The sequence below is a fragment of the Bradyrhizobium erythrophlei genome, assembly GCF_900129425.1.
GTDB classification, from domain to species: Bacteria; Pseudomonadota; Alphaproteobacteria; order Rhizobiales; family Xanthobacteraceae; genus Bradyrhizobium; species Bradyrhizobium erythrophlei_C.
The window spans coordinates 2571514-2597402 of record NZ_LT670817.1; the positions used below are offsets into that span (position 1 = coordinate 2571514).

The 25889-nt window shown below is 63.2% G+C and carries 17 protein-coding genes and 1 pseudogene; 10 read left to right on the plus strand and 8 right to left on the minus strand.

The window, feature by feature from the left end; translation table 11 throughout:
* The first annotated feature begins 172 nt into the window (after positions 1-172).
* Entirely contained in the window at positions 173-3358 is a 3186-nt protein-coding gene (locus tag B5527_RS11975; RefSeq protein ID WP_079601471.1) for an efflux RND transporter permease subunit, read from the plus strand.
* Positions 3348-4544, plus strand: a complete 1197-nt coding sequence (locus B5527_RS11980) for an efflux RND transporter periplasmic adaptor subunit (RefSeq protein ID WP_079601472.1) — start codon at positions 3348-3350, stop codon at positions 4542-4544. The genes B5527_RS11975 and B5527_RS11980 overlap by 11 nt, the downstream gene beginning before the upstream one ends.
* Before the next feature lie 20 nt (positions 4545-4564).
* On the opposite strand, the gene B5527_RS11985 is transcribed toward B5527_RS11980, so the two are convergent.
* Positions 4565-6076, minus strand: coding sequence for an acetyl-CoA acetyltransferase (locus tag B5527_RS11985; protein ID WP_079601473.1), 1512 nt, complete (start codon positions 6074-6076; stop codon positions 4565-4567).
* Positions 6077-6253: 177 nt separating this feature from the next.
* Positions 6254-7387: a nitronate monooxygenase gene (locus B5527_RS11990; RefSeq protein ID WP_079601474.1), complete on the minus strand. Its 1134-nt coding sequence runs from the start codon at positions 7385-7387 to the stop codon at positions 6254-6256.
* Between the two features lie 221 nt (positions 7388-7608).
* Between B5527_RS11990 and B5527_RS11995 the strand changes: the two genes are divergently transcribed.
* Complete coding sequence (locus B5527_RS11995; protein ID WP_079601475.1) at positions 7609-9282, plus strand: flavin-containing monooxygenase; 1674 nt, start codon at positions 7609-7611, stop codon at positions 9280-9282.
* A 324-nt stretch (positions 9283-9606) separates the two neighbouring features.
* On the opposite strand, the gene B5527_RS12000 is transcribed toward B5527_RS11995, so the two are convergent.
* Positions 9607-10386: an SDR family NAD(P)-dependent oxidoreductase gene (locus B5527_RS12000; protein WP_079607234.1), complete on the minus strand. Its 780-nt coding sequence runs from the start codon at positions 10384-10386 to the stop codon at positions 9607-9609.
* A gap of 160 nt (positions 10387-10546) precedes the next feature.
* Between B5527_RS12000 and B5527_RS12005 the strand changes: the two genes are divergently transcribed.
* The 3 genes and pseudogenes from B5527_RS12005 (at position 10547) to B5527_RS12015 (ending at position 12709) form a co-directional block, all read left to right on the plus strand.
* Positions 10547-11338: an enoyl-CoA hydratase/isomerase gene (locus B5527_RS12005; RefSeq protein WP_079601476.1), complete on the plus strand. Its 792-nt coding sequence runs from the start codon at positions 10547-10549 to the stop codon at positions 11336-11338.
* Positions 11335-12318: a phosphotransferase family protein gene (locus B5527_RS12010; RefSeq protein ID WP_079601477.1), complete on the plus strand. Its 984-nt coding sequence runs from the start codon at positions 11335-11337 to the stop codon at positions 12316-12318. Before B5527_RS12005 ends, B5527_RS12010 begins: the two co-directional genes overlap by 4 nt.
* 8 nt (positions 12319-12326) lie before the next feature.
* Positions 12327-12709: pseudogene (locus tag B5527_RS12015) on the plus strand (DUF6285 domain-containing protein).
* Between the two features lie 112 nt (positions 12710-12821).
* Here B5527_RS12015 and B5527_RS12020 read toward each other — a convergent pair.
* Complete coding sequence (locus B5527_RS12020) at positions 12822-13601, minus strand: enoyl-CoA hydratase-related protein (RefSeq protein ID WP_079601478.1); 780 nt, start codon at positions 13599-13601, stop codon at positions 12822-12824.
* A gap of 247 nt (positions 13602-13848) precedes the next feature.
* Here B5527_RS12020 and B5527_RS12025 point away from each other — a divergent pair, with 247 nt between their 5' ends.
* Positions 13849-15123 carry an acyl-CoA dehydrogenase family protein gene (locus tag B5527_RS12025; RefSeq protein WP_079601479.1) on the plus strand — a complete coding sequence of 425 codons (1275 nt, stop codon included), beginning with the start codon at positions 13849-13851 and terminating at the stop codon, positions 15121-15123.
* 74 nt (positions 15124-15197) lie between these two features.
* On the opposite strand, the gene B5527_RS12030 is transcribed toward B5527_RS12025, so the two are convergent.
* Both B5527_RS12030 and B5527_RS12035 read right to left on the minus strand, forming a co-directional pair.
* Positions 15198-16775 (minus strand): fatty acid--CoA ligase, encoded by a 1578-nt coding sequence (locus B5527_RS12030; protein ID WP_079601480.1) that lies wholly within the window; start codon positions 16773-16775, stop codon positions 15198-15200.
* A 160-nt stretch (positions 16776-16935) separates the two neighbouring features.
* Entirely contained in the window at positions 16936-17808 is an 873-nt protein-coding gene (locus B5527_RS12035) for an SDR family oxidoreductase (RefSeq protein WP_079601481.1), read from the minus strand.
* 105 nt (positions 17809-17913) lie between these two features.
* On the opposite strand from B5527_RS12035, the gene B5527_RS12040 reads away from it, so the two are divergent.
* The 3 genes from B5527_RS12040 (at position 17914) to ppc (ending at position 23468) form a co-directional block, all read left to right on the plus strand.
* A complete protein-coding gene (locus B5527_RS12040; protein WP_079601482.1) occupies positions 17914-18726 on the plus strand; it encodes a crotonase/enoyl-CoA hydratase family protein in 813 nt (270 codons plus the stop codon).
* Positions 18727-18889: 163 nt separating this feature from the next.
* Positions 18890-20437: an acyl-CoA synthetase gene (locus B5527_RS12045; RefSeq protein WP_079601483.1), complete on the plus strand. Its 1548-nt coding sequence runs from the start codon at positions 18890-18892 to the stop codon at positions 20435-20437.
* Between the two features lie 235 nt (positions 20438-20672).
* Positions 20673-23468: a phosphoenolpyruvate carboxylase gene (gene ppc / locus B5527_RS12050; protein ID WP_079601484.1), complete on the plus strand. Its 2796-nt coding sequence runs from the start codon at positions 20673-20675 to the stop codon at positions 23466-23468.
* Between the two features lie 87 nt (positions 23469-23555).
* On the opposite strand, the gene B5527_RS12055 is transcribed toward ppc, so the two are convergent.
* Both B5527_RS12055 and B5527_RS12060 read right to left on the minus strand, forming a co-directional pair.
* Positions 23556-24671 (minus strand): SMP-30/gluconolactonase/LRE family protein, encoded by a 1116-nt coding sequence (locus tag B5527_RS12055; RefSeq protein ID WP_079601485.1) that lies wholly within the window; start codon positions 24669-24671, stop codon positions 23556-23558.
* Positions 24672-24959: 288 nt separating this feature from the next.
* Positions 24960-25880, minus strand: a complete 921-nt coding sequence (locus tag B5527_RS12060) for an SDR family oxidoreductase (protein ID WP_079607235.1) — start codon at positions 25878-25880, stop codon at positions 24960-24962.
* Positions 25881-25889: the final 9 nt, after the last annotated feature.

The window sequence follows — 25889 nt, forward strand, 5'->3', positions numbered from 1 at the left end:
GCTCCCAGACCCGCGGCTCTGAGCCGCCTGTTGGGCCGGCGGAATCGGGTGTCGGGGATGTGAAGCCGATGGGGTCGCTGGCGTTGGCTTTTTTCCACAGTTCGGGTAAATCAGCGCCACGAATTGGCCTCCTGGCTGGCCAATTTCTGGCTGTTTGGGGAATGCCCGTTTTATGATCGCATTGGTCCGTATCGCGTTGAGCCGGCCGTATACTTTCGTCGTGCTCGCGCTGCTGCTGTTGATTATCGGACCGCTCGCGACGCTACGCACGCCGACCGACATTTTCCCGGATATCCGGATCCCCGTGATCGGCGTGGTCTGGCAATATACCGGCTTGCCGCCCGACCAGATGTCGGGACGAATCACCACGCCGTTCGAGCGGTCGCTGACGACCACGGTCAACGACATCGAGCACATCGTCGCGAACTCCTACAATGGGGTCGGCATCGTCAAGATTTTCTTTCAGCCAACCGTCGACATCAGAACCGCCAACGCCCAGGTTACCGCAATTTCGCAGACCCTTCTGAAGCAATTGCCCCCCGGTTCAACGCCGCCGCTGATCCTCAATTACAGTGCATCGACGGTGCCGATCATCCAGGTCGCGCTGTCGGGCGAAGGCTTGACCGAGCAGAATCTCGCCGACATCGGCATCAACCAGCTGCGGACGCCGCTGGTCACGGTGCCCGGCGCGGCGATTCCGTATCCGTTCGGCGGCAAGCAGCGCCAGGTCCAGATCGATCTCAATTCGTCGGCGCTGCAGGCCCGCGGGCTGTCGGGGCAGGACGTCGCCAATACCCTGGCCGCACAAAATCTGATCACGCCGGTCGGCACGGAGAAGATCGGCAGCTTCGAATATACCATCCAACTCAACAACTCGCCGCTCAAGATGGAAGAGCTCGGCGACCTGCCGATCAAGACCGTGAACGGCGCGATGGTCTACATCCGCGACGTCGCCAGCGTTCGCGACGGCAACCCGCCGCAGACCAATATCGTTCACGTCGACGGCAACCGCTCGGTTCTGATGATGGTGCTGAAGGCCGGCGCGGTCTCGACGCTGGATATCATCGCCGGCATCAAGCAGAAGGTGATCGACGTCAAGGATCAGCTGCCGGATGCGCTGAAGATCGGATTCATCGGCGACCAGTCGCTGTTCGTCCGCGGCGCCATCACCGGCGTTGCTAATGAAGGCGTCATTGCCGCGCTGTTGACCAGCGTGATGATCCTTTTGTTCCTGGGAAGCTGGCGCTCCACCGTCATCATTGCCGTCTCGATTCCGCTCGCCGTGCTCGGCGCCATCATCATGCTGTCGGCGATCGGCGAGACCCTCAACATCATGACGCTCGGCGGCCTGGCGCTGGCGGTCGGCATTCTCGTCGACGACGCCACGGTGACGATCGAGAACATCAATTACCATCTCGAACAGGGCAAGCCGGTCGAGCAATCGATCATGGACGGTGCCAACCAGATCGTGACGCCGGCGTTTGTCTCGCTGCTGTGCATCTGCATCGTGTTCGTGCCGATGTTCTTCCTGACCGGGGTGGCGCGCTTCCTGTTCGTGCCGATGGCCGAGGCCGTGATGTTCGCTATGGTCTGGTCGTTCATCCTGTCGCGCACACTGGTGCCGACGATGGCGAAATATCTGCTGCAGCCGCACCTGCACCATGCCGAAGGCGAGGGGCCGCCGCCGTCGCGCAACCCTCTGATCCGGTTCCAGCGCGCCTTCGAGGCGCGGTTCGAGCGTATTCGCGGCGGTTATCGCGATCTGTTGTCGATGGCGCTCGGACGACGGCCGGTGTTCGTTGTCGGATTTCTCGCTTTCGTCGCCGTTTCGTTCCTGCTGGTGCCGTTTCTCGGCCGGAATTTCTTCCCCTCGGTCGACGCCGGCTCGATCCTGATGCATGTCCGCACCCAGGTCGGGACCCGCGTCGAGGAGGCCGCCAACCAACTCGCCGACGTGCAGAAGGCGATCCGCAAGATCATTCCGCCCGACCAAATCGACACCGTCGCCGACAACATCGGCATGCCGATCAGCGGCATCAACATGACCTACAACAATACCGGCGTGATCGGCCCGCAGGACGGCGACATCCAGATCAAGCTGAAGGAGAATCATCGGCCGACCGTCGAATACGTCCAGGCGCTGCGTGAACAGCTGCCGCGGTTGTTTCCCGGCATAAGCTTTGCCTTTCTGCCGGCGGATATCGTCAGTCAGATCCTGAACTTCGGCGCACCGGCGCCGATCGACCTGCAGGTGCGGGGCGCGGATGTGAATGCGAATTTCGCCTACGCCAACAAGCTGCTGAGCCGGATTCGCCGGATCCCCGGCATTGCCGATGCACGGATCCAGCAGTCGCCCAACAATCCCTCCTTCAACATCGATGTCGACCGCACCCGCGCCCAATATGTCGGGCTGACCGAGCGCGATGTCACCAACAGTCTCGTGGTCAATCTGGCCGGCAGTTCCCAGGTCGCCCCGACCTATTATCTCAATCCGGATAACGGCGTGTCGTATTCGATCGTGATGCAGACGCCGCAATACCAGATCGACTCGCTCAGCGCGCTGCAGACGCTGCCGATCACGGCGGTGGGCGTGCCACAATCGCCCATTCTCGGCGGCATCGCCAATATCACGCGGACGACGTCCAGCGCCGTGGTGTCGCAGTACGATATTCAATCCCTGGTACAGATTTACGCGACCCCGCAGGGCCGCGATCTCGGCGCGGTGGCCGCCGACGTCAGGGCGCTGATCGCCGATACCGCCAAGGACGTGCCGAAGGGCTCTTCGGTGGCCCTGCTGGGTCAGGTGCAGACCATGAACAGCGCGTTTTCCGGGCTGCTGTTCGGGCTGCTCGCCGCGGTCGTGCTGATCTATCTCCTGATCGTGGTCAACTTCCAGTCGTGGTCCGATCCGTTCGTGATCATCACCGCACTTCCTGCAGCCCTCGCCGGCATCGTCTGGATGCTGTTCACGACGCAGACCACGCTTTCGGTGCCGGCGCTGACCGGCGCGATCATGTGCATGGGCGTCGCCACCGCCAACAGCGTGCTGGTGATCAGCTTTGCCCGCGAGCGTTACGAAGAGCTCGGCGATCCCGTCGCAGCCGCGCTGGAAGCCGGCTTCGTGCGCTTCCGCCCGGTTTTGATGACCGCGCTGGCGATGATCATCGGCATGACGCCGATGGCGCTGGGACTCGGCGAAGGCGGCGAACAGAACGCGCCGCTGGGGCGTGCCGTGATCGGGGGGCTGATATTCGCGACGACGGCTACCCTGATGTTTGTTCCCGTGGTTTTTAGTATGGTACACAAGAAGCAAGGCGCCAAAGCCGCCGCCTCACTGGAGACTTCGCATGCCCACTGAACACAACTCGCCGGTGTCTCGCCGGAAGTTGAGCATTTTCGGGCTTGTGGCGGGAATCGTGGCGGTCATGGTCGTCGTCACCGGGATCAAGGCACGCGAGGATTCAAGCGCGAAGCTGCGTGAATGGACCGTCAATCAGGCGATTCCGACCGTGGCGGTGGTGCTGCCCGACGCCAAGGTTCTCGATGCCACCATCGATCTGCCGGGCCGGCTCGAGGCCTATTACCGGGCGCCGATCTTTGCCCGCGTCAGCGGCTATCTGAAAAGCTGGAGTGCCGACATCGGCGCCAAGGTCAAGGCCGGGCAGGTGATCGCCGAAATCGAGGCGCCGGACCTCGACCAGCAATTGCTGCAGGCGCGTGCCGATCTCACCAGCCAGGAGGCCAGCGCCAGACTGTCCGAAGCCACGCTGAACCGCCGCAAAACGCTGATCGCCTCGAATTTCGTCTCGATGCAGGAGATCGACGAACGCTCCGCCGACCTCTCCAACAAGAAGGCCGCGGTCAATTCCAGCCAGGCCAATGTCGAACGGCTGGAAGCGCTGGCCGGCTACAAGAAGATCACCGTGCCGTTCGACGGCGTGGTCACCGCGCGCGACACCGACGTCGGCGCGCTGATCAACGCGGGCGGCGGCGCCGGGCCTGCGATGTTCGTGATCTCCGACATCAAGAAGCTGCGGGTCTATGTCAACGTGCCCCAGAATTACGTGCCCGCGATCAAGATCGGCGCCAAGGCGGTGATTACCATGCCGGAATATCCAACCCGGACCTTCGCCGCGACGGTCGAGGCGTCCTCGCAATCTGTCGATGTCGCCTCCGGCACGACGCGGATGCAGCTGGCGCTCGACAATGCCGGCGGAGAATTGATGCCGGGCGGCTACGCCAATGTGCGCATGAGCCTGCAGCGCGACACCGTACCGCTGCATATTCCGGCCAGCGCCCTGATCTTCAACCAGAGCGGCCTGCGTGTCGCGACCGTCGGTTCTGACGACAAGGTGCTGTTCAAGGCCGTGACCATCGCCCGCGATCTCGGCCGCGATATCGAACTGGCCTCGGGAATATCCGCTGACGATCGCGTCATCGTCGCGCCGCCCGATGGCATCGCCGACGGCGATCAGGTCCGCGTCGCCGGCGCCAAGCCGGGCAAGACCGAGAAGGTTTCGGAGAAGCTGGACGTCAAGGGATAGGGCGAGGTGAACGTCTTTCGTTAGACCCGCCACTCCAGCACGCCATCGGCCGCCGTAACGATCTCGCCTGATGACCCCACCGGCGTACGGTCCAGATCCAGCAGATGCGCCAGCGTCGCGCCGTCGCGCGCGGGCACCCGCGCCAGTGCGCGGGCATCGTCGGAGGTCCGCAGCATGACCACGCCGTGCTCGACCTCGCCACCCCGGCCATAGATCACCGTAAAACTCTCGACCGAGCCCCTGCCGCCGGCCTCGGTGACGAACTGTGGCACCGCGCCGCGCTGCCGGTCGGCCTCGGCCTGCACGCTGGTATTCTGCGCCAGCGGAGTTTGCGGCGCTTGCCGCGACAGCACCAGCGCATGATGCTTGGTGACAAAACCACCCTGGCCGTAGAGCAAACCGAGTTTTGCGCCATTGCGCAGCTGGCGCACCATCGCGCAGGCGGCATGGGTCATGTAGGTGTTGAGCGGCGCGCCGAAGAACGTCAGCCCGCCGGTCACCGTCGGCTGCACGCCGGCGCCGAGGCCCAGCGTCCGCCGGGCCATTTTCGGCACGCAGGGAAAGCAGCTGTAGAGCTCGATGGCGTCGAACGCGCCGCCATCGGCAAGCTCCATCGCCGCCTGCAATACGGCGTTCTGGGCGTGGCTTTCGAAGAAGTGGTCGCGGGCAAGGTAATCGTGCGGTTCTTCCGCTGAGGCGCCGCCATGGATGTGGATCAGGCGATCCTCGGCAATCCCGGCGGCGCGCGCCTTGGCAAGGCTGGTGATCAGGATCGCGCCGCCCATGTTGACGCTGGGATTGGCCACCATCAGCTTGGTATAGGGCCACGCGATTAGCCGGTTGTCCGGCGCCGGCGTGGTGATTTCCTCAGGGGAGAAGCGCCGCTTCAGCCAGGCATGAGGATTTTCCGAGGCGACATTGGAATAGGTCGACCACAGCGTGCCTGACTCCGCCATCGCCTCGCGCGGGGTCTGGCCCCAATGCGCCGAGCTTGCGGCTTCGTAAAACGGATAGACCGTCACCGGCCTGAACACGCCAAGCTGCACCGCGATCGGCTTCTGGAACGCGGCGCCGCGTTTCGGCTCCGGCACATCATGCGCGAACGGCGTCCATGGCAGCGTGACGCCGGCGCGTTCGGCCTTGGTCGCGGTCGATTGCGCTTCGGCGCCGCAGACCGCAGCGACGCTGCATTCGCCGCGCGCAATGCGTTGCGCCGCTTCGTGCAAATAGCGGATCGGGCTTTCGCCGCCGACCGGACCGTAATAGGCGTGCTTGGGCTTGATGCCGAGACGGTCGGAAAGCTGTTTGGCCGGATCCTGATAACGCCAGCTCAGGAAATTGACGATGTCGAGCGAGCCGATCTCGCCGAGCAATCTTGCGCCGCTGTCGGCTTCGGCGCGCCGGAGCGCTTCTTCCAGCAGCGCAAGCGGCTCGAGGCCCGCGGCGATCTCCTTCGGACGATCGGTGATCTCACCGACGCCGACGATGACGGGAATGCGGTTGTCGGGGAGAGGGAAGAGTGAATTTGTCATTTGCTTTTGCTTCACTTTCTCAACAAGGCGGACCTCATCCTGAGGAGCGGCCTTTTGGCCGCGTCTCGAAGGATGGGCACAACGCATCGACTCGCGGCCATCCTTCGAGACGCGCGCGAGGCGCGCTCCTCAGGATGAGGTCTGAGATAGTCGCAAGCTTTTGCCGTAAGGATTAGCCTACTCCCCCACCAGCGCGTTCATGTGCTCGACCGCCTCGATGAAATCTTCCTTGAATTCCTGCACCACAGCGCCGGCCGATTTCACGCTGTCGATCAGGCCGACACCCTGGCCGACGAAATAGCTGACGAGGTCGCGCGCCTGGACGTTGCCCGCGGCCGCGGAGCGATCGATCGAGTTGAAGGCGTCGCGGCTGATGATGCTTTGCAGCGGCATTGGCAGCGCGCCGGGGCTGTCCGGTCCGCGGTCCCACGCGTCGGTCCAGACCGAGCGCAACTGCCGCGCCGGCTTTCCGGTACGGCCCCTGGAACGGATGGCGTCGCGCGAGGAGGCCGCGATCATCTTTTCGCGGAAGATTTCCGAGGTCTCGGATTCGACGGTGGCAAGCCACACCGAGCCGGTCCAGACGCCGGCGGCGCCCATCGCCATGCAGGCCGCCATCTGGCGTCCGGTCATGATGCCGCCCGCGGCCAGTACCGGCACGTCGCGGATCTCTCTGATCGCCTTGATCACCTCGGGCACCAGCACCATGGTCGAGACCTCGCCGCAATGACCGCCGGCCTCGGTGCCCTGCACCACCAGAATATCGACGCCGGCCGCGACCTGACGCAGCGCGTGCTCCTTGGCGCCGACCAGGGCCGCCACCGGGACGCCGTGCTTCTTGCCCATCTCGATCATCGCCTTCGGTGGCACGCCGAGCGCGTTCGCAATCAGGCGGATCGGGTGCCGGAACGACACATCGAGAACTTCCAGCGCACGCCGCGCGTCGAACGGCTGCGGCTGATTGTCGGCGACCTCCGTCGTCTTCAGCTCGACGCCGTATTTGTTCAGCAGGTTGCGCGTGAAGGCGCGATGCTCGGGCGTGATACGGGCTTCCAGGCTTTTCCAGGTGACGTCCTTCTCGCCCGCTGTGGAAATGTTCTCGGGGATCAAGACGTCGAGCCCGTAGGGCTTGCCGTCGACGTGATCGTCGATCCATTTCAGTTCTTGCTCGATCGATTCAGGCGAATGCGTGGTGGCGCCGAGCACGCCAAAACCGCCGGCGTGGCTGACCGCGGCGACCACGTCGCGGCAATGGCTGAAGGCCAGCAAGGGAAATTCTATTCCCAGCATGTCGCAAACAGGCGATTTCATGGTTGTAGTCACTCCCAGGGGCAGCTTTTGGTGCTGCGCGTTCTGATTTGAATTCGGTCTCTCACAGGACGCTAGCGCAGTATAGGCGGTCGTGCCAAGCGGGCTCCTTTCCTCTCCCCGCGCAGAGCGGGGAGAGGTTGAGGAGGGCATTTTTGTTACTTGCGCTTTCGCGCGGCGGGTAGAATGCTGGTTTCAATTCAAAGAAAACCGAGGGAGTTCGAATGTCCGCTTCGTCATCCATCTCCGGCAAAAGCCACGCCGCGGACACCGCGACCCGCGACGTCGTCGTGGTCGGCGCGGGCTTTGCCGGACTGTACATGCTGTACCGGCTGCGCGGGCTGGGACTGTCGGTCCGGGTCTATGAGCAGGGCGGCGATGTCGGCGGCACCTGGTACTGGAACCGGTATCCGGGCGCCCGATGCGACGTCGAAAGCATGCAGTATTCCTATTCGTTCTCCGACGAACTGCAGCAGGAATGGGACTGGAGCGAGCGCTACGCGCCGCAGCCCGAAATTCTGAAGTACGTCAACCACGTCGCCGACCGCTTCAAGCTGCGTCCTGATATTCAATTCAATACCCGGGTCGTTCGCGCAAGTTTCGACGAAGCCGACAATTCGTGGCAGGTGACCACCTCCGACGGCAAGGCCGTGACCGCGAAATACGTGGTTCTCGCCACCGGCTGCCTGTCGAATGCGCGGATGCCGGATATCAAGGGTCTCTCAGATTTCAAGGGCAGCGTCTACCACACCGGCCACTGGCCGCACGAGCCGGTCGACTTCACCGGCCAGCGCGTCGGCGTGATCGGCACCGGCTCATCGGCGATCCAGTCGGTGCCTGTGATCGCCGAACAGGCCAGCCATCTCACGGTGTTTCAGCGCACCGCGAATTTTTCCATTCCCGCGCGAAACGCCGCGCTGACGGTCGAAGAACGGGAAGCATTCCGTGCAAAGTATCCGGAGATCAGGCGCTTTGCGCGTGAACAAGCGCGCAACGGGATCTATACCGAGATGCCTGATCGTGGTGCGCTTGACGACGGCGACAACGAGCGTCGCTCAAAATACGAATCGCGCTGGAGCCGCGGCGGGCTGACCTTCATGTCGGTCTACAACAATCTCGCGCTCGACAAGGCGGCCAACGATACCGCAGCCGATTTCGTTCGCGCAAAGATCGCGGAGATCGTCAGCGATCCCACGACGGCGAAGCTGCTGCAGCCCAACAACCACCCGATCGGATCGAAACGCATTTGCGTCGATACCGATTATTACGCGACCTTCAATCGTCCGAACGTGACGCTGGTCGATATCAGGTCCAATCCGATCGAGGAAATCCTGCCCAATGGCGTGCGCGCCGGCGGCGGGGATTACGAGGTCGATGCGCTCGTGCTGGCGACGGGCTTCGACGCCATGACCGGTTCGGTGGCCAGGCTCGACATCGTCGGCCGCCAGGGTCAGACGCTGAACCAGAAATGGGCCGAAGGCCCCAAAACCTATCTCGGCCTGATGAGCGCGGGCTTTCCCAACCTCTTCATCATTACAGGCCCCGGCAGTCCGTCGGTGCTGAGCAACATGATCGTCTCGATCGAGCAGCACGTCGACTGGATCGCCGACTGCATCGCCACCATGCGCGACCGCGGCCTCGATACCATGGAGGCGAGGCGGGACGCCGAGGACAAGTGGGTGGCGCATGTCAACGAGGTCGCCCACGGCACGCTCTATCCGCAGGCCAATTCCTGGTACATGGGCGCCAACATCCCGGGCAAGCCGCAGATCTTCATGCCCTATATCGGCGGCGTCGGAGTCTATCGCCAGATCTGCAACGACGTCGCGGCCAAGGGCTATGAGGGTTTTGCGATGACGGCGGCGGAGTTGCCGCAGAAAATGGCGGCGTCGTCCTGAGAGTCATGTGGCGTCAATTTTCGCTCGTCATGCCCGGCCTCGCGCCGGGCATCCACGTCTTACTTTCCTTTGCCGTCGCAAGACGTGGATGGCCGGGACAAGCCCGGCCATGACGGGAAAGAGAGCGGCCGCGTAGCTCGCAGGGAAAATGCGAAGCGTGCCCACCATGCGTTTCTCGCACACACCAGCTGTCGTCCCGGCGAACGCCGGGACCCAGTATTCCAGAGGCGCCAGCGATATGATCCAGAGGCCGCGGCGTACTGGATACCCCCGGGTATGACGGCTCCCCGGTGCGCCGCGCCTTTGCCCACCCCGCGCGCAACTTTAAAACGCCGTGTACCCGCCGTCGATAACAAAACAATCCGCGGTGTGATACGACGATGCCTTGCTCATCAGGTACACGGCGATGCCGCCGAAATCGGTGGGCTCGCCGAAACGCCGCATCGGAATCCGCGGCATCACATTGGCGACGAATTTTTCGTTGGCCATGATGCCGGCCGTCATGTCGCTCTTGATCCAGCCCGGCAGGATGGCGTTGGCGGTGACGCCCTGACGCGCCAGTTCGACCGCGAGTGCGCGCACCAGCGCGTTGATGGCGGCCTTGGTCGCGGCGTAATGCTCATTCCGCGCGGTGCCGAACAGCGACGCCAGGCTCGAGGTCGCGACCAGCCGGCCGAAGGCGTCGCCGGAGGTGGCGCGTTCAGTCATGTGGCGCGCCGCGGCCTGGAACACGTGGAACACGCCGTCGAGATTGGTGGCGAACATCTGGCGCCACTGTTCCTCGGTGCGGTCGATGAAGGCGTGCCGCCCGCCGCCGCCGATGCCGGCATTGGCAAAGCAGCCGTCGACCCTGCCGAACGCCGCCAGCGTCGCGGCCATCGCCGATTTAACCGAGGCGGGATCGGCTACATCGCAAATCCGGGTGTCGACCTTGCCGGCGCAGCCGGCCATGGTCGCCGCGGCGTTTTTGTTCTTGTCGGCGTTGCGGCCCCAGATCGAGACATTGCATCCGGAAGCGGCCAGCGCCTGCGCGATGCCAAGACCGATGCCGCCATTGCCGCCGGTGATGACGGCCACGCGGCCGGTGAGGTCGAAGATGCTCATGAGCGTTTCCATTGGTTTGGCGCACGCTGTGCCGCGCGGCCGGTGGCGGGCAGATGTCCTCCACCAACCATGGACAAGGCGGCCCGGAAAATCAAATATGAGATCGAAACCCCTGTACCGCGGGACCAAATAACGCGGGCCACATCTCACGAGGAAACCAATGCAGTTCAAGCACATCACGCTCGATTTCGACGGCCCGGTCGCCATCCTCAAACTCGACCATCCCGAAGTCATGAACGCGGTGTCGATCGATATGCTCGGCGGTCTCGCCGAGGCGCTCGACGCCATCGACGACAAGAAAGCCGAAGTTCGCTGTCTGGTTATCACCGGCGCGGGCCGGGCGTTCTGCACCGGCGCCAATTTGCAGGGCCGCAACAACCAGAAGCCGGGCAAGAGCAACGCCGGCGCGGCGCTGGAAACCGCGTTCCATCCGTTCCTGCGCCGCCTGCGGAACCTGCATTGCCCGATCGTGACTTCGGTCAACGGACCGGCGGCCGGCGCCGGCATGAGTTTTGCGCTGATGGGCGACATGATCCTGTGCGCGCGCTCGGCGTATTTCCTGCAGGCGTTCCGCCGCATCGGCCTGGTGCCTGACTGCGGCTCGACCTGGCTGCTGCCGCGGCTGATCGGCAAGGCGCGCTCGGTCGAGCTGTCGCTGATGGGCGAGAGACTTCCGGCCGAGAAGGCGCTGGAATGGGGGCTCGTCAATCGCGTCCATGACGACGCCGCCTTGATGGAAGAGACGATGAAGCTCGCGCATGAACTCGCCAACGGCCCGACCATCGCGCTGTCGCTGATCCGCAAATTGTACTGGGACAGTCCCGACAACTCGTTCGAGGATCAGCTCAACCTCGAATTCGAATCGCAGCGGATGGCGGGCGCGACGGAAGATTTCAAGGAGGGCGTTACCGCGTTCCTCGAGAAGCGTCCCGCAAAGTTCAAGGGCAAATGATCGAAGAGCAACTCGGGCGTTGGGTCGCCGCCTCATACCCGGGCGCAATCGGCGTAGCCAATTCACTCAGGCTTTCCGGCGGCGCCAGCCAGGAAACCTGGTCGTTCGATATCGTTCATCCCGGCGGCAATATCGGCGCGATCCTGCGCCGCGCCCCGCAGGGCTACGGCGCTGCTCCGGCGCGCGCCGCCGGTTTGAATGCGGAAGCTAACCTGATGCAGCTTGCCCATGACGCCGGCGTGCCGTCGCCGCGTGTGCTGCATGTGCTGCAGCCGCAGGACGACCTCGGCACCGGCTTCATCATGGAGCGGGTCGAGGGCGAAACCATCCCGCGCAAGATTCTGCGCGATGAACAATTCGCGCAGGCGCGTCCGAAACTGGCGCGCCAGCTCGGGGGCGTGCTGGCCGGGATTCACGGATTGGCTCTATCGCAACTGCCCGAGCTTCGCCGCATGACCGCCGCGAAGGAGATTGCCGAGCTCGAGCGGGACTACCGCAGTTTCGACTGGCCGCGGCCGGTGTTTGAACTGGCGCTGCGCTGGCTGCGCGACCGCGATCCCGGATCGTCGGAACAGGTAACGCTGGTGCATGGTGACTTCCGCCACGGTAATCTCATCGTCGGCCCCGAGGGGTTGCGCGCGGTGCTGGATTGGGAACTCGCGCATACCGGCGACCCCATGGAGGATCTCGGCTGGATCTGCGTGAATTCGTGGCGTTTTGGCGAGATCGACAAGCCGGTAGGCGGGTTTGGTTCGCGCGAGGAGCTGTTTGCCGGATATCAGGCGGCCGGCCGCCGCGTCGATCCGGCGCGCGTAACGTTCTGGGAAGTGATGGGCACGCTGCGCTGGGGTGTGATGTGCTGCGGCATGATGCAGCGATTTCGCATCGGACCCGAGCATTCCGTCGAACGCGCGATGATCGGCCGCCGTGCGTCGGAAACCGAAATCGATTTGTTGCGGCTATTGGCTCCGAGAAAGTGAGGCCTCAGATGCAGGACGAACCGACGCCGGAAGAACTGATCAGCGCAGTTGCGGATTTCCTTCGCAACGATATCGCCCCCGCCGTCAGCGGGCACAACGCGTTCAAGCTGCGGGTCTCGATCAACGCGCTCGACCTGGTGACGCGGCAGCTCAAGCTGGAGCAGGCGAGCGACAGCGCGGAAGCGGCGCGGCTGTCGCAATTGCTCGGCGAGCAGGGCTCGGTCGGCGAACTCACCCGCGCGCTCGCCGAGCGGATCGGGGGGGGGGCGAGATCGATCTGCAGACGCCCGGGCTCGCCGAGCATTTGTGGCAGACCACGATGGACAAGCTCGCCGTCGACCAGCCGAATTATGCGGCGTATCGGAGGGAGCTGGGCGAGAAAGATGGCTAGCTTGTCATTCCGGGATGCGCCGCCAGGCGCAGACCCGGAATCTCGAGATGTGGTCCCAGCTTAAGATTCCGGGTTCGTCGCTTCGCGCCGCCCCGGAATGACAAAAGAATCGTTACTTCCCCACCCATTTCGGCGGCCGCTTTTCCGAAAATGCTTTCGGCCCCTCGATATAATCCTGCGAGGCCACCATGGCTTTCACCGCGGGATACTCGCGCTGCTCGGCGATCGCCTGCTCGAGCGAAACCGCAAGGCCCTTCTGGATGGTTTGCTTGGAAGCGCGGATCGACATCGGGCTGTTCTTGCAGATGGTCTCGGCCCAGCGCTCGGCCGCCGCCAGCGCTTCGCCCGGCGGCACCACCTCGTTTACAAAACCTAGTTCATGGCCCTCGCGCGCGCTGACATGGCGCGCGGTCAGGATCATGCCCATCGCCGGCTTGAGCCCGATCTGCCGCGGCAGCCGGTGCAGGCCGCCGGCCAGCGCGGCGAGGCCGACGTGGGGTTCGGGGAGGGCGAATTTTGCATTCTCGGAGGCGATGATGAGGTCGCAGGCCAGCGCAATTTCAAAACCACCGCCCATGGCGACGCCGTTGACGGCGGCGATAACAGGCTTGTCGCAGTCGAAGCGCGAGGTCAGTCCGGCAAAGCCGCCTTTGTCCCAGCCGCGTTTTCCGCCCGCCGCCTGCCATTTCAGGTCGTTGCCGGCGCAGAACGCCTTGTCGCCGGCGCCGGTGACGATCGCGACCCATTGTTCCGGATCGGCGCAAAAATCGTCGAACACCTTGTTGAGCTCGAAATGCGCGTCCGTATGCAGCGCGTTGTAAACTTCGGGCCGCGACAGCGTCACGATCGTGATCGGGCCCTTGCGCGTCACTTTGGAAAATTTCAGGTCCATGTTTGCTCCCGTGGATTGTTTTCGTTGCTTCCCGGCATTTTGTTCCGGCCTCATGGAGAGGAGCGCGCTCTTGCGCGCGTCTCGAACCATGTAACCCAACCTCACCCTTCGAGACGGCGCAAACGCGCCTCCTCAGCATGAGGTTACTGTGCTTGACTTGGTTCCCGCTTCTTACCTTAATCGATAGGGCCGAACGGTGTCACGCGGCCTCACAATAAAGACAAAAACGACAATTGGGAGAATTGCCTTGGATTTTGCATTGCCAGCTGACCTCGTCGCTTATCTCGATGAACTCGACCAGTTCATCGCGCGCGAGATCAAGCCGATCGAAGACGCCGACGACAACATCCGTTTCTTCGATCATCGCCGCGAATGGGCGCGCACCGATTTCGACAATGGCGGGCTGCCGCGGCACGAATGGGAAGCGCTGCTGCGCCGGGTAAAGAATCTCGCCGACGGCGCCGGGCACCTCCGCTTCGCCATCCCTAAGCGCTACGGCGGCAAGGATGGCTCCAATCTCTGGATGGCCGTGATCCGCGAGCATTTCGCCTCGAAGGGACTGGGCCTGCACAACGATCTGCAGAACGAGCATTCGATCGTCGGCAATCTGCCGCTGGTCACGATGCTCGACCGCTACGGCCGCGACGACCAGAAGGCGATGATCGAAGGCTCGATCACGGGAAAGTACCGCATCACCTTTGGCCTGACGGAGCCCGAGCACGGCTCGGATGCGACCCACATGGAAACCCGCGCGGTTCAGGCGACCCGGGATGGCGTTCCCGGTTGGGTGATCAACGGCGAGAAGATGTGGACCACCGGCATGCACGTCGCGACCCATTGCGCGCTGTTTGCCCGCACCTCAGGCAATGACGGCGATGCCCGCGGCATCACCTGTTTTCTGGTGCCGGCCAAGACAAAAGGCGTCAAGGTCGAGGAATACATGTGGACCTTCAACATGCCGACCGATCACCCGCGCGTCAGCTTCACCGACGTGTTCGTGCCCGAGGATGCGCTGTTCGGCAAAGTCGGCCGCGGGCTGTCGCTGGCGCAATGCTTCGTGCATGAGAACCGGATCCGGCAGGCCGCGAGTTCGCTGGGCGCTGCGGTCTATTGCATCGAGGAAAGCGTGAAATACGCCCGCGAACGGAAACCGTTCGGCCGCGCGCTGGCCGAGAACCAGGCGATCCAGTGGCCGCTGGTCGAACTGGCGACGCAGGCCGAGATGCTGCGGCTGTTGATCCGCAAGACCGCGTGGGAGATGGACAAGCTCACGCAGGCGCAGGTCGAGCACACCCTCTCCGACAAGGTCTCGATGTGCAATTTCTGGGCGAACCGGCTGTGCTGCGAAGCCGCCGACCGCGCCATGCAGGTGCATGGCGGCATGGGCTACTCGCGCCACAAGCCGTTCGAACACATCTACCGCCACCACCGCCGCTACCGCATCACCGAAGGCAGCGAGGAAATCCAGAAGCGCAAAGTGGCGGGATTTTTGTTCGGCTATATGGGGGCGGGGAAGCATTGAGGGGATCGGGCGAACTCTCTCAACATGTCGTCCCGCGTTCGCGGGGACGACGCTGAGGGTGAAGGGCGCGTCTGCTAATTCACCTGCCGGTCCTTGCCCACCCAATACGGATCGCGCAGATGGCGCCGCAGGATCTTGCCGGAGGCGTTGCGCGGCAGGGCTTCGATGAATTCCACCGACTTCGGCGTCTTGAAGCCCGCGATCCGTTCGCGGGTGAAGCCGATGATGTCGGATGGCGTCGCCTTCCTGCCCGGCTTCATCACCACGATCGCCTTGACCGCCTCGCCCCATTGCTCGTCGGGCACGCCGACCACGGCGACCTCGGCGACATCGGGATGGTCGCAGATCGCGCTTTCGACTTCGGCGGGGTAGATGTTTTCGCCGCCCGAGATGATCATGTCCTTGATGCGGTCGTGGATATAGAGATAGCCGTCCTTGTCGAGGTAGCCGGCGTCTCCGGTGCGCAGCCAGCCGTCGCTGTCGAGCGTTTTGGCGGTGGCCTCCGGCAAATTCCAGTAGCCGGCCATGTTGGAGCCGGAGCGCGTCGCGATCTCGCCGACTTCGCCCGGCGGCAATCGCTTGCCGTCGGCATCGAGGATCGCAAGCTCAACGCCCGGCAGCGCCTTGCCGGCCGAGCGCATCCGGTCCAGTCCCTCGACATGGTCTTCCGGCGCCAGCGCCACGATGGTGCCGGTGGTCTCGGTCATGCCGTACATCTGCACGAAGCCGCAGCCGAACACCTCGATGCATTCCTTCAGGAGGGCGGCGGGAATCGGCGAGGCACCATAGAGCATGTACTTCAGCCGCGAAAAATCCACCTCGCGCGCACGCGGCTGCCGCACCACGAACTGCATCGCGGCGGGTACCATGAACAGTTTTGTAATTCCGGATTGCTCGAAGAAATCCAAAATCTTTGTCGGATCGAACTCGCGGGCGATCACGCCCTTGGCGCCCTGATAAAGTCCCAGCATGCCCCAGCCGGAGCCGCCGATGTGGAAGATCGGCATTGCCACCAGCGAGACGTCATCCTCGGTCCATTTGTTCCAGTCGGGCTTCTCGTCCTTGCCGGCCTGGACCAGATTGAGAAAATTGGCGTGCGACAGCATCGCGCCCTTTGGTTTGCCGGTGGTGCCGGACGTGTAAAGCTGGATCGCAATGTCCCGCGGGCTGATCTCGACTTTCGGGTCGTCGCCGCGCTGCGCGTCGCGCCACGCCGCATAGCCGGGCCAGCCCGGTGCGCCGCCCTCGGTGGCGATGAAGCTGCGCACGCCGGGGAGTTGCGACCTGATCTTGGCGACCTGCTCGACAAATTCCGGTCCGACAAACAGCACCGGCGCCTTGCAGTCTTCGACGATGAAGGCGATCTCGGGCCCGGCCAGCCGCCAGTTCACCGGCGCCATCACTACATTGGCCTTGATCGCGCCGAGCAGCAGCTCGAAATAGATATCGCTGTTCTTGCCGAGATAGGCGACGCGCTCGCCCGCTTTGACGCCGAGCGCCTTCAGCGCGTTGGCGACCCGGTTGGTCTTGATATCGAGCTCAGCGAAGCTGGTCTGGCGTCCCTCGAATTCGAAGGCGATGGCATCGCCGCGGTTCTTCGCCCGCATGCGCACCATCTCGGCAAGGTTTGCCGGTTCCTGAATGTCGGCCATGTTTCCCCCGGAGGCTTGCATTATTATTCTACTGGCGTCGTCCCGGCGAACGCCCGGGCCCATACGTCGTATCGTCTCAAGTTAGCACGGTGGCAGTCGCCTTCCGCAATAACTAAAGCCTTGGATTATGGGTCCCGGCGTTTCGCCGGGACGACGCAATTTACCCTCTCGCCGCGCGGTCCTTTTCGTTCTGCGCCTTGATCGAATCGCGCGCGGCGGTCCAGTCGGCGTCGGACCAGTCGCGCAGCTGATAGAAGTTGCCGCCCATCGCAAGCGCCTGGCCACCGTCCATCGCGATGGTCTCGCCGTTGATCCAGTCGCAGCCGCCCGAAATCAGGAACACCGCGAGGTTCTGCAGTTCTTCCATTTTGCCGACGCGGCCCATCGGGTTGACCGCGATGGTGCGCGCGCCGGCTTCGTCGCCGGGCTTGATGCGCTTGCTCATGCCTTCGGTCGGGATTTCGCCCGGCGCGATGGTGTTGAGCCGGATGCCGTGGCGGCCCCATTCCGTCGCCAGCGACATGGTCATGGCATGGATCGCGGACTTGCTCATCGCCGACGGCACCACATAAGGGCTGCCGTTGCGCACCCATGTCACGGTGATCGACACCACGTTGCCGCGATGCCGGCCTGCGATCCAGCGCCGGCCCACCGCATGCGTGACATAAAACGTGCCGTGCATCACGATATTGGCGACCGCATCGAAGCCGCGCGGGCTCAACTCTTCGGTGCGCGAGATGAAATTGCCGGCCGCGTTGTTGATGAGGTCGGTGAGCGGGCCATCCCTGAAAATCGCATCGACCATCTCATCGACCGCGAGCGCGTTCCGGATGTCGACGCCGTGGCTCGTCACCCGGCCGCCATGGAGGTCCATCAGTTCGGTCGCGGTTTCGTCGCAGACGGCTTTGCGGCGGCCGCAGATATGGATCTCGGCGCCGAGTTCGAGGAAGCGCGCCGCCATCGATTTGCCGAGTCCGGTGCCGCCGCCGGTGACGAGAATGCGCCTGCCACTCAGAAGTTTTTCGCTGAACATGGGATATTTCCGCCTTGGAAAAATGTCTGTTAATTGATTGATTGACTAAATCCGGACAACGCCTTTCTGTAAAGCGGCAAACGAAGAAGAACAGGGAGAACCACCATGGAAAAGCGCGTCTCGGTATCGATCTCGGAAGGGGTCGCCGATGTCCGGCTGGTGCGGGCGGACAAGATGAACGCGCTCGACGCCGCCATGTTCGATGCGCTCGTGGCCACCTCCGCCCGGCTCGCCCACGAGAAAGGCGTGCGGGCGGTCGTATTGTCCGGCGAGGGGCGGGCGTTTTGCGCCGGCCTCGACATGGGCCGGTTCGCCGCCATGAAAGACAGCGGTGGTAACGGGATAGCGGGCGGCGAGGAGCGCGATTTGAAGGCGCGGACCCATGGCCTCGCCAACTTTCCGCAAGCTGCGGTATGGGGATGGCGGCAGCTTCCGGTGCCGGTGATCGCGGCGATCCAGGGCGTGGCGTTTGGCGGCGGCTTTCAGCTCGCGCTCGGCGCCGACATGCGCTTCCTCAGCCCTGATGCGCGGATGTCGATCATGGAGATCAAATGGGGGCTGGTGCCTGACATGGCGGGGACGCCGATCCTGGCGAGCCTCGTGCGCGACGATATCCTGCGCGAACTGACCTATACGGGGCGGATTTTCTCGGCGCAGGAAGCCCTGAGCTACGGCCTCGCGACGCGGATCTGCGACGACCCGCGCGCCGCCGCCCTCGAAGTCGCCCGCGAGATATCAGGCAAGAGTCCCGATGCGATCCGCGCCGCCAAGCGGCTTTTGAACAATCTTTCCGTCGATCCCGGCCCGGCCCTGCTGGCCGAATCCGTCGAGGAGATGAAGCTGATGGGCGGGCCCAACCAGCTGGAGGCCGTCCGCGCCAACATGGAAAAGCGCCCGCCGCGTTTTGTGGATGTTTGAATCCACACCCGTCATGGCCGGGCTAAAGCGCGAAGCGCGTCTTCGCGCTAGATGTCCCGGCCATCCACGTCTTCACTTTACGACAACAGAAGTAAGACGTGGATCACCGGGACAAGCCCGGTGATGACGAAAAACTCAGTGTTATTCACTAACGAAAAATAGAATGATTGAAACATCTCCGCTTTTCCTCGGCGTCATCAGCGGTCAGCGCCGGCGCGACCACGCTGAGGTCGCCGACCGTGCCGCGCGCATCGCCGGCGGTTTGCAAAAGCTTGGCGTCGGGCAGGGCGACAGCGTCTGCATCCTGATGCGCAACGACATTGCCTTCATCGAGGCCGCTTATGCCGCGATGCGGCTCGGTGCCTATGCGGTGCCCGTGAACTGGCACTTCAAGCCGGACGAAATCAACTACGTGTTAAGCGACTCCGGAACGTCGGTTCTGATCGGCCATGCCGACATGCTGCATCAGCTGCGCGACGCGATACCCGCTGGCGTGACCGTGCTCTGCGCCCCGACGCCGCCGGAAATCCTGGCGAGTTACAAGATCGATCCCGATCATCTCGCCACGCCTGACTTCGCTGTTGAACTCGAATCCTGGCTCGAACAGCAACGGCCCTATGAAGGTCCGGCGCTGCCGCAGCCGCAGAACATGATCTACACCTCGGGCACAACAGGTCATCCCAAGGGGGTGCGGCGCAACGCGCCGACGCCGGAGCAGACCGCTTCCGCGGAACGGATGCGCGCGATGATCTACGGAGTGAGACCCGGCATTCGCGCGCTGCTGCCGGGGCCGCTGTATCATTCCGCGCCGAATTCATTCGGTCTGCGCGCCGGCCGGCTCGGCGGGACGCTGGTATTAATGCCACGGTTCGACCCGGAGGAATTTCTGCGGCTGATCGAGGAGCAGAGGATCGATACCATCTTCATGGTGCCGACCATGTTCATCCGGCTGATGAAGCTGCCGGAAGCGGTGCGCCAAAAATACGACATGTCATCGCTGCGCCATGTCATCCATGCCGCCGCGCCCTGTCCGGCCGACGTCAAGCGCGCGATGATCGATTGGTGGGGGCCGGTGATCCATGAGTTCTACGGCTCTACCGAATCCGGCGCGGTCACCTTTGCCAATTCCGAGGACGCGCTGAAGAAGCCCGGTACCGTCGGCAAGATCTCGCCCGGCGCGGAGTTGCGCTTTGTCGGAGAAAACGGGGAAATCCTGCCGCAGGGCAAGATCGGCGAGATTTATTCGCGGATCGCCAGCAATCCCGATTTCACCTATCACAACAAGCCGGAAAAGCGCGCCGAGATCGAACGCGATGGTTTTATCACTTCGGGCGACGTCGGTTATATCGACAAAGACGGCTATGTCTTCATCTGCGACCGCAAGCGCGACATGGTGATCTCGGGCGGCGTCAACATCTATCCGGCCGAAATCGAAGCCGCGCTGCATGCGGTTCCCGGCGTCCACGACTGCGCGGTATTCGGCATCCCCGACGATGAATTCGGCGAGGGGCTGATGGCGGTGGTGGAACCACAGGCAGGGGTGACGCTGGACCCCGGGGCGATCCGGGCGCAGCTCAAGGCCTCGCTCGCCGACTACAAGGTGCCGAAGCAGGTCGAAATCCTCGAAAATCTGCCGCGCGAGGATTCCGGCAAGATTTTCAAGCGCCGCCTGCGCGATCCCTATTGGGAGCGGGCGGGAAGGAAGATTTAGGGTCCTCATGGTGAGGAGCGCGCCGGAGTTTATCATCGGGCCGCGCTTCGCGCGGACCCGTTGGCGCGTCTCGAACCATGAGAGCCCGCGCTTCTCATCCTTCGAGACGCGGCCAAGAGGCCGCTCCTCAGGATGAGGGCACTAATCTCGACCGCACCAGCCTTTTTCTTGGACTTGCGCCGAGCCGCAAAAATTGCGACTCAGGGGAGCCGGGCAGTTTCTGGAGCTATCAGCCATGTCACCCCAGATCGTGCCTTCCGACACCGACGTCCGATCCAATCGCGCCGACGAAGCCCTGGCGCTTGAGGAAGATGCCCGGCTGCGGAATGACATCCGGCTGCTCGGGCGCATCCTCGGTGACACTGTGCGCGATCAGGAAGGCGCCGACGTGTTCGACCTGGTCGAGCGCATCCGCCAGACCTCGATCAGGTTCCACCGCGATAACGACAAGCCGGCGCGGCGCGAACTGGAAATCATTCTCGACAGCATGTCGACCAGCGAGACCGTGCGTATCGTGCGCGCTTTCAGCTATTTCTCGCATCTCGCCAACATCGCCGAGGATCAGAACAACATCCGCCAGATGCGGACGCGCTCCTCCTCCGGCGGAGCGCCGCCTTCGGGGACGCTGGCGTCGGCGCTTTCGCATGCGCGCGACGTCGGTTTCAGCTCGGCCGATCTGCGCAAATTCTTTGCCGCGGCGCTCGTCAGTCCGGTTCTGACCGCGCACCCCACCGAAGTTCGCCGCAAGAGCACGATCGATCGCGAGATGGCGATCGCGGCGTTGCTGGACCGGCGCGAACGCGTCCAGCTCACGCCTCCGGAACTCGAGGCGAGCGACGAACAATTGCGCCGCGAAGTGCTGACGCTGTGGCAGACCAATCTTCTGCGCCGTACCAAGCTCACCGTGCTCGACGAGGTCGCCAACGGCCTGTCATTTTATGATTACACCTTCCTGCGCGAGGTGCCGCGGGTACATTGCGCGCTGGCGGACCGGCTGAACGAGGGCGACGGCGTCGCCGGCGAACTGGCATCGTTCCTGAGGATGGGCAGCTGGATCGGCGGCGATCGCGACGGCAACCCCTTCGTCACCGCGGACGTGATGCGCGGCACCCTGAAGCTGCAGTCGAGCCGCGTGCTGCGGTTCTATCTCGAAGAACTGCACGTGCTCGGCTCCGAACTGTCGCTCGCGGCACATCTAGCCGACGTTTCGGAAGAATTGCGCGCGCTGGCCGCGCGTTCGCCCGATACCTCCCCGCATCGCAAGGGCGAGCCTTATCGCCTCGCGGTGTCCGGCATCTACGCCCGCCTCACCGCGACCGCGCTGAAGCTTGACGTGGGCATTACGAGGCGGCCGGTCGGCGAGGCGGCGCCTTACGCCAATGTCGGGGAATACAAGGCCGATCTCGATGTCCTGTACCGGTCGCTGATTTCAAACAATTCGGGTGTGATCGCGCGCGGACGGCTGCGGCTGTTGCGCCGGGCGATGGATTGTTTCGGCTTTCACCTGGCCAGCCTCGACATACGGCAAAACTCCGCGGTGCACGAACGCACGGTCGCTGAACTGATCGATGCGGCGATGCCGGGCATGTCCTATCTGGCGCTGAACGAAGAAGCGCGGGTTGCCCTTCTGACGACCGAGCTGCGCAATTCGCGGCCGCTGACTTCGACGTTCGTGAAATACAGCGACGAGACGGTGGGCGAACTGGCCGTGTTCCACGCGGTGGCCGAGGCGCATGCCAAATTCGGCGCCGACGTCATCCCTCAATGCATCATCTCGATGTGCAAGGGGATGTCCGACATGCTGGAGGTGGCGCTGCTCCTGAAGGAGGCCGGCCTGGTCGATCCCTCCGGCCGCAGTGCGCTCAATATCGTGCCGCTGTTCGAGACCATCGAGGATCTGCAGGCGTCCGCCGGCATCATGGACCGGATGTTCTCGCTGCACGATTATCGCAAGCTGGTGGACAGCCGTGGTGCGGTCCAGGAAGTGATGTTGGGCTATTCCGACAGCAACAAGGACGGCGGCTTCGTCACCTCGGGCTGGGAACTCTACAAGGCCGAGATCGACCTGATCGAGGTATTCGAGCGCCACGGCGTGCGATTGCGGCTGTTTCACGGCCGTGGCGGCTCGGTGGGGCGCGGCGGCGGCCCGAGCTATGACGCCATCATCGCGCAACCCGGCGGCGCGGTGAACGGCCAGATCAGGATCACCGAACAGGGCGAAATTATCTCCAGCAAATATTCCAACGCCGAGGTCGGCCGCAACAATCTGGAAATCCTTGCCGCCGCGACGCTTGAAGCGAGCCTGCTGCAGCCAAAGCACAGCGCGCCGTCGGGAGAATATCTGAAGGCGATGGAGCAGTTGTCGGCGCTGGCCTTCAAGGCCTATCGCGGGCTGGTCTATGAAACCGAAGGCTTTGCGGATTATTTCTGGGCTTCCACTGTCATCACCGAAATCTCGACGCTGAACATCGGCAGCCGTCCGGCCTCACGCAAGAAGACGCGCGAGATCGAGGATCTGCGCGCCATTCCCTGGGTGTTCAGCTGGGCGCAATGCCGCCTGATGCTGCCGGGCTGGTACGGTTTTGGCAGCGCGGTGGAGACCTGGGTCGCGGAGCACCCTGAAAAGGGCATGCCGTTCCTGAAGGAGCTTTATCGCGAATGGCCATTCTTCCGCACGCTGTTGTCAAACATGGACATGGTGCTGGCCAAGAGTTCGATCGCGATCGCCTCGCGCTATGCCGAACTGGTGCCGGATGTGGGATTGCGCGAAGAAATCTTCGGGCGCATCCGGCAGGAATGGCACACTTCGATCGAGAGGTTACTGGAGATCATGGGGCAGGAGCGCCTGTTGCAGGGTAACCCGCTGCTGGACCGTTCGATCCGCAACCGCTTCCCTTATCTCGATCCCCTCAACCACGTTCAGGTGGAATTGCTGAAGGAGCACCGCGCGCAGAATCCCGATGAACAGGTGCTGCGCGGTATCCAGCTCACCATCAACGGCATCTCGGCAGGGCTGCGGAATAGCGGGTGAAGGAGCGAGTGGCGAGTAGCGAATAGCGAATGGAGGATTGCCACTCGCTATTCACCACTCACCATTCGCTACTCGCCATTCGCCACTTCAGCAATTATGCGCGCCCTGGGTTTCCACATAGACCGCGTACAACGACTGGCTGGCCGTCATGAACAGGCGGTTTCGTTTCCTGCCGCCGAAGCAGACATTGGCGCAGGTCTCGGGTAGCTTGATTTGGCCGATACGGTCGCCGTCCGGCGCGAAAACCTGGACGCCGTCATAGCCATCGCCGACCCATCCGGCGCCGACCCAGATGTTGCCATCGGTATCGACCCGCATCCCGTCCGGGAAGCCCGACTTGCCGTCGAGCGTCATGTCGATCAGCGTGCGCGGGTTCGAGAGTTTGTCGCCGTTGAGATCGTATTGCCAGACGATGTTCTTTGCATTGGGGTAATGCGTGATGCCGGTGTCGCAGACATAGACCTTCTTGTAGTCGTGGCTGAAGGCGATGCCGTTCGGCTTGAACGGTTCGTCGGCAACCTTGCTGACCTGGCCGGTAAGGGCGTCGAGCCGGTACACCGCCTCTTTCTGGTAGGGCTGGTTGGTGCCGGTATTGGCCCGCTGCCCCTCATAGATGCTGATCGCGCCGTAACCGGGATCGGTGAACCAGATCGATTTGTCATTGGGGTGCACGACGACGTCGTTCGGTCCGTTGAGCTGCTTGCCGTTGGCCTGCTCGGCCAGCGCGGTGAGCGAACCGTCGTGCTCGAACCGGACCAGCCGGGTCCGCTCGCAACCGATCTGCCGTCCTTCGAAATCGAAGGTGTTGCCGTTGGCTTCATTGGACGGCTTGTGGAACTGCTCCGAAATGTGGCCGTCATCGTCGAGATAACGGAGCTGCCGGTTGTTGGGAATGTCGCTCCAGACCAGATATTGGCCGGCGGCATTCCAGGCCGGTCCTTCGGCCCACAGGCAACCCGTATACAGGCGCTTGATGGCGGTGTTGCCGACCTTGGCCTTGAAGCGCTTGGGGTCGATGACCACGATATCGGGATCGGGATAGCGTTGCGGTTCGGCGTTGCGACCGAAATCGCGGGCCAGCGCGTCGGACGCGACCAAGCTCGTGGCGGCAAGCGTCGCTGCGCCGCGCAAAAGCACGCGGCGATCGACGCCTTCAGTTCCGTTGTCGGATTGGCGGTCAGGTAAATCGGATGGATTTTTCATGATTTCCTCCCACGGTTTTTGTTGGAAGGAGATGGTGAGCCCACAATTCGGCATAAAGCGGGCGAAACGGGACGGAACAACCGGAGATCGCGGGGAGCCGGTGATGTCGCCACCCTCGTCATTACGAGCCAACGGGTCGCGCGAATGCGCGCCCGACGACAGGCTCCGCGAAGCAATCCATGCATCAACAGCAAGAAGGATGGATTGCTTCGTCGCTGCGCTCCTCGCAATGACGGCAAGCACTTGGGATTCCCTGAGTTTCGCTGTTCTTCACCCAGGTTACTATTTCTAAATCGCATCCCAGTTGAAAACATCCGCCGAGCGGTCGAGCTTATAGAACGACGACTTCAGCGCCGGCATGCCGTGCTCGGCGATGGTCTGCGGCGTCCAGCCTTCGCCGCGGTGGATCGAGCGCAGGGGGCGCGACTGGCCCATCAGGAAAATCTCGTTCATGCGCACCGCGAAAATCTGTCCGGTGACGTCCCGGGCCTCCTCGCTGAGCAGGAAGGCGCAGATCGGTGCGATCTTTTCCGGCCCCATCTGCTGAATTTTGGCCACCCGCGCCTTCTCGGCTTCGGTCTCGGTCGGGATGGTCCCGATCAGCCGGCTCCAAGCGAACGGCGAGACGCAGTTGGAACGGACATGAAACCGTTCCATGTCGAGCGCGATCGATTTCGACAGTCCGACGATGCCGAGCTTCGCCGCGGCGTAATTGGCTTGGCCGTAATTGCCGATCAGGCCTGATGTCGATGTGAAGTGCACGAAGGCGCCGCTTTCCTGTTCACGGAACAACCGCGCCGCGGCGTGCGAGACATAGAACGAGCCCATCAGGTGAACCTTGATGACGGACTCGAAGGCATCGATGCTCATGCGGTGGAAGATCGCGTCGCGCAGGATGCCGGCATTGTTGACGACGCCGTCGAGCTTGCCAAAACTGTCGACCGCCATCTTGACGATCCTGCTGGCCGGAATCGCCTCGGCGACGGTTTCGAAATTCGCCACCGCCGTCCCGCCGCGCTTCTTGATTTCCTCGACCACTTCTTCGGCCGGCGCAGCACTCGTTCCCGAGCCGTCGGCGGCGCCGCCGGGATCGTTGACCACGACCTTGGCGCCTTCAGCCGCGCAAAGCAGCGCGATCTCGCGCCCGATACCGCGCCCGGCGCCGGTGACGATGATGGATTTGTCCTGGAGTGATTTTATCGGTGCCATGATTGCCTC

What these genes read in the sequence shown, in the direction of transcription:
- B5527_RS11990 (WP_079601474.1), bottom strand. Translation starts at nt 7,387, where the DNA reads ATGAAATCGCCTGTTTGCGACATGCTGGGAATAGAATTTCCCTTGCTG.
- B5527_RS11980 (WP_079601472.1), top strand. Translation starts at nt 3,348, where the DNA reads ATGCCCACTGAACACAACTCGCCGGTGTCTCGCCGGAAGTTGAGCATT.
- B5527_RS11975 (WP_079601471.1), top strand. Translation starts at nt 173, where the DNA reads ATGATCGCATTGGTCCGTATCGCGTTGAGCCGGCCGTATACTTTCGTC.
- B5527_RS12030 (WP_079601480.1), bottom strand. Translation starts at nt 16,775, where the DNA reads ATGGCCGACATTCAGGAACCGGCAAACCTTGCCGAGATGGTGCGCATG.
- ppc (WP_079601484.1), top strand. Translation starts at nt 20,673, where the DNA reads ATGTCACCCCAGATCGTGCCTTCCGACACCGACGTCCGATCCAATCGC.
- B5527_RS12045 (WP_079601483.1), top strand. Translation starts at nt 18,890, where the DNA reads ATGATTGAAACATCTCCGCTTTTCCTCGGCGTCATCAGCGGTCAGCGC.
- B5527_RS12035 (WP_079601481.1), bottom strand. Translation starts at nt 17,808, where the DNA reads ATGTTCAGCGAAAAACTTCTGAGTGGCAGGCGCATTCTCGTCACCGGC.
- B5527_RS12020 (WP_079601478.1), bottom strand. Translation starts at nt 13,601, where the DNA reads ATGGACCTGAAATTTTCCAAAGTGACGCGCAAGGGCCCGATCACGATC.
- B5527_RS12040 (WP_079601482.1), top strand. Translation starts at nt 17,914, where the DNA reads ATGGAAAAGCGCGTCTCGGTATCGATCTCGGAAGGGGTCGCCGATGTC.
- B5527_RS11995 (WP_079601475.1), top strand. Translation starts at nt 7,609, where the DNA reads ATGTCCGCTTCGTCATCCATCTCCGGCAAAAGCCACGCCGCGGACACC.
- B5527_RS12060 (WP_079607235.1), bottom strand. Translation starts at nt 25,880, where the DNA reads ATGGCACCGATAAAATCACTCCAGGACAAATCCATCATCGTCACCGGC.
- B5527_RS12055 (WP_079601485.1), bottom strand. Translation starts at nt 24,671, where the DNA reads ATGAAAAATCCATCCGATTTACCTGACCGCCAATCCGACAACGGAACT.
- B5527_RS12000 (WP_079607234.1), bottom strand. Translation starts at nt 10,386, where the DNA reads ATGAGCATCTTCGACCTCACCGGCCGCGTGGCCGTCATCACCGGCGGC.
- B5527_RS11985 (WP_079601473.1), bottom strand. Translation starts at nt 6,076, where the DNA reads ATGACAAATTCACTCTTCCCTCTCCCCGACAACCGCATTCCCGTCATC.
- B5527_RS12010 (WP_079601477.1), top strand. Translation starts at nt 11,335, where the DNA reads ATGATCGAAGAGCAACTCGGGCGTTGGGTCGCCGCCTCATACCCGGGC.
- B5527_RS12005 (WP_079601476.1), top strand. Translation starts at nt 10,547, where the DNA reads ATGCAGTTCAAGCACATCACGCTCGATTTCGACGGCCCGGTCGCCATC.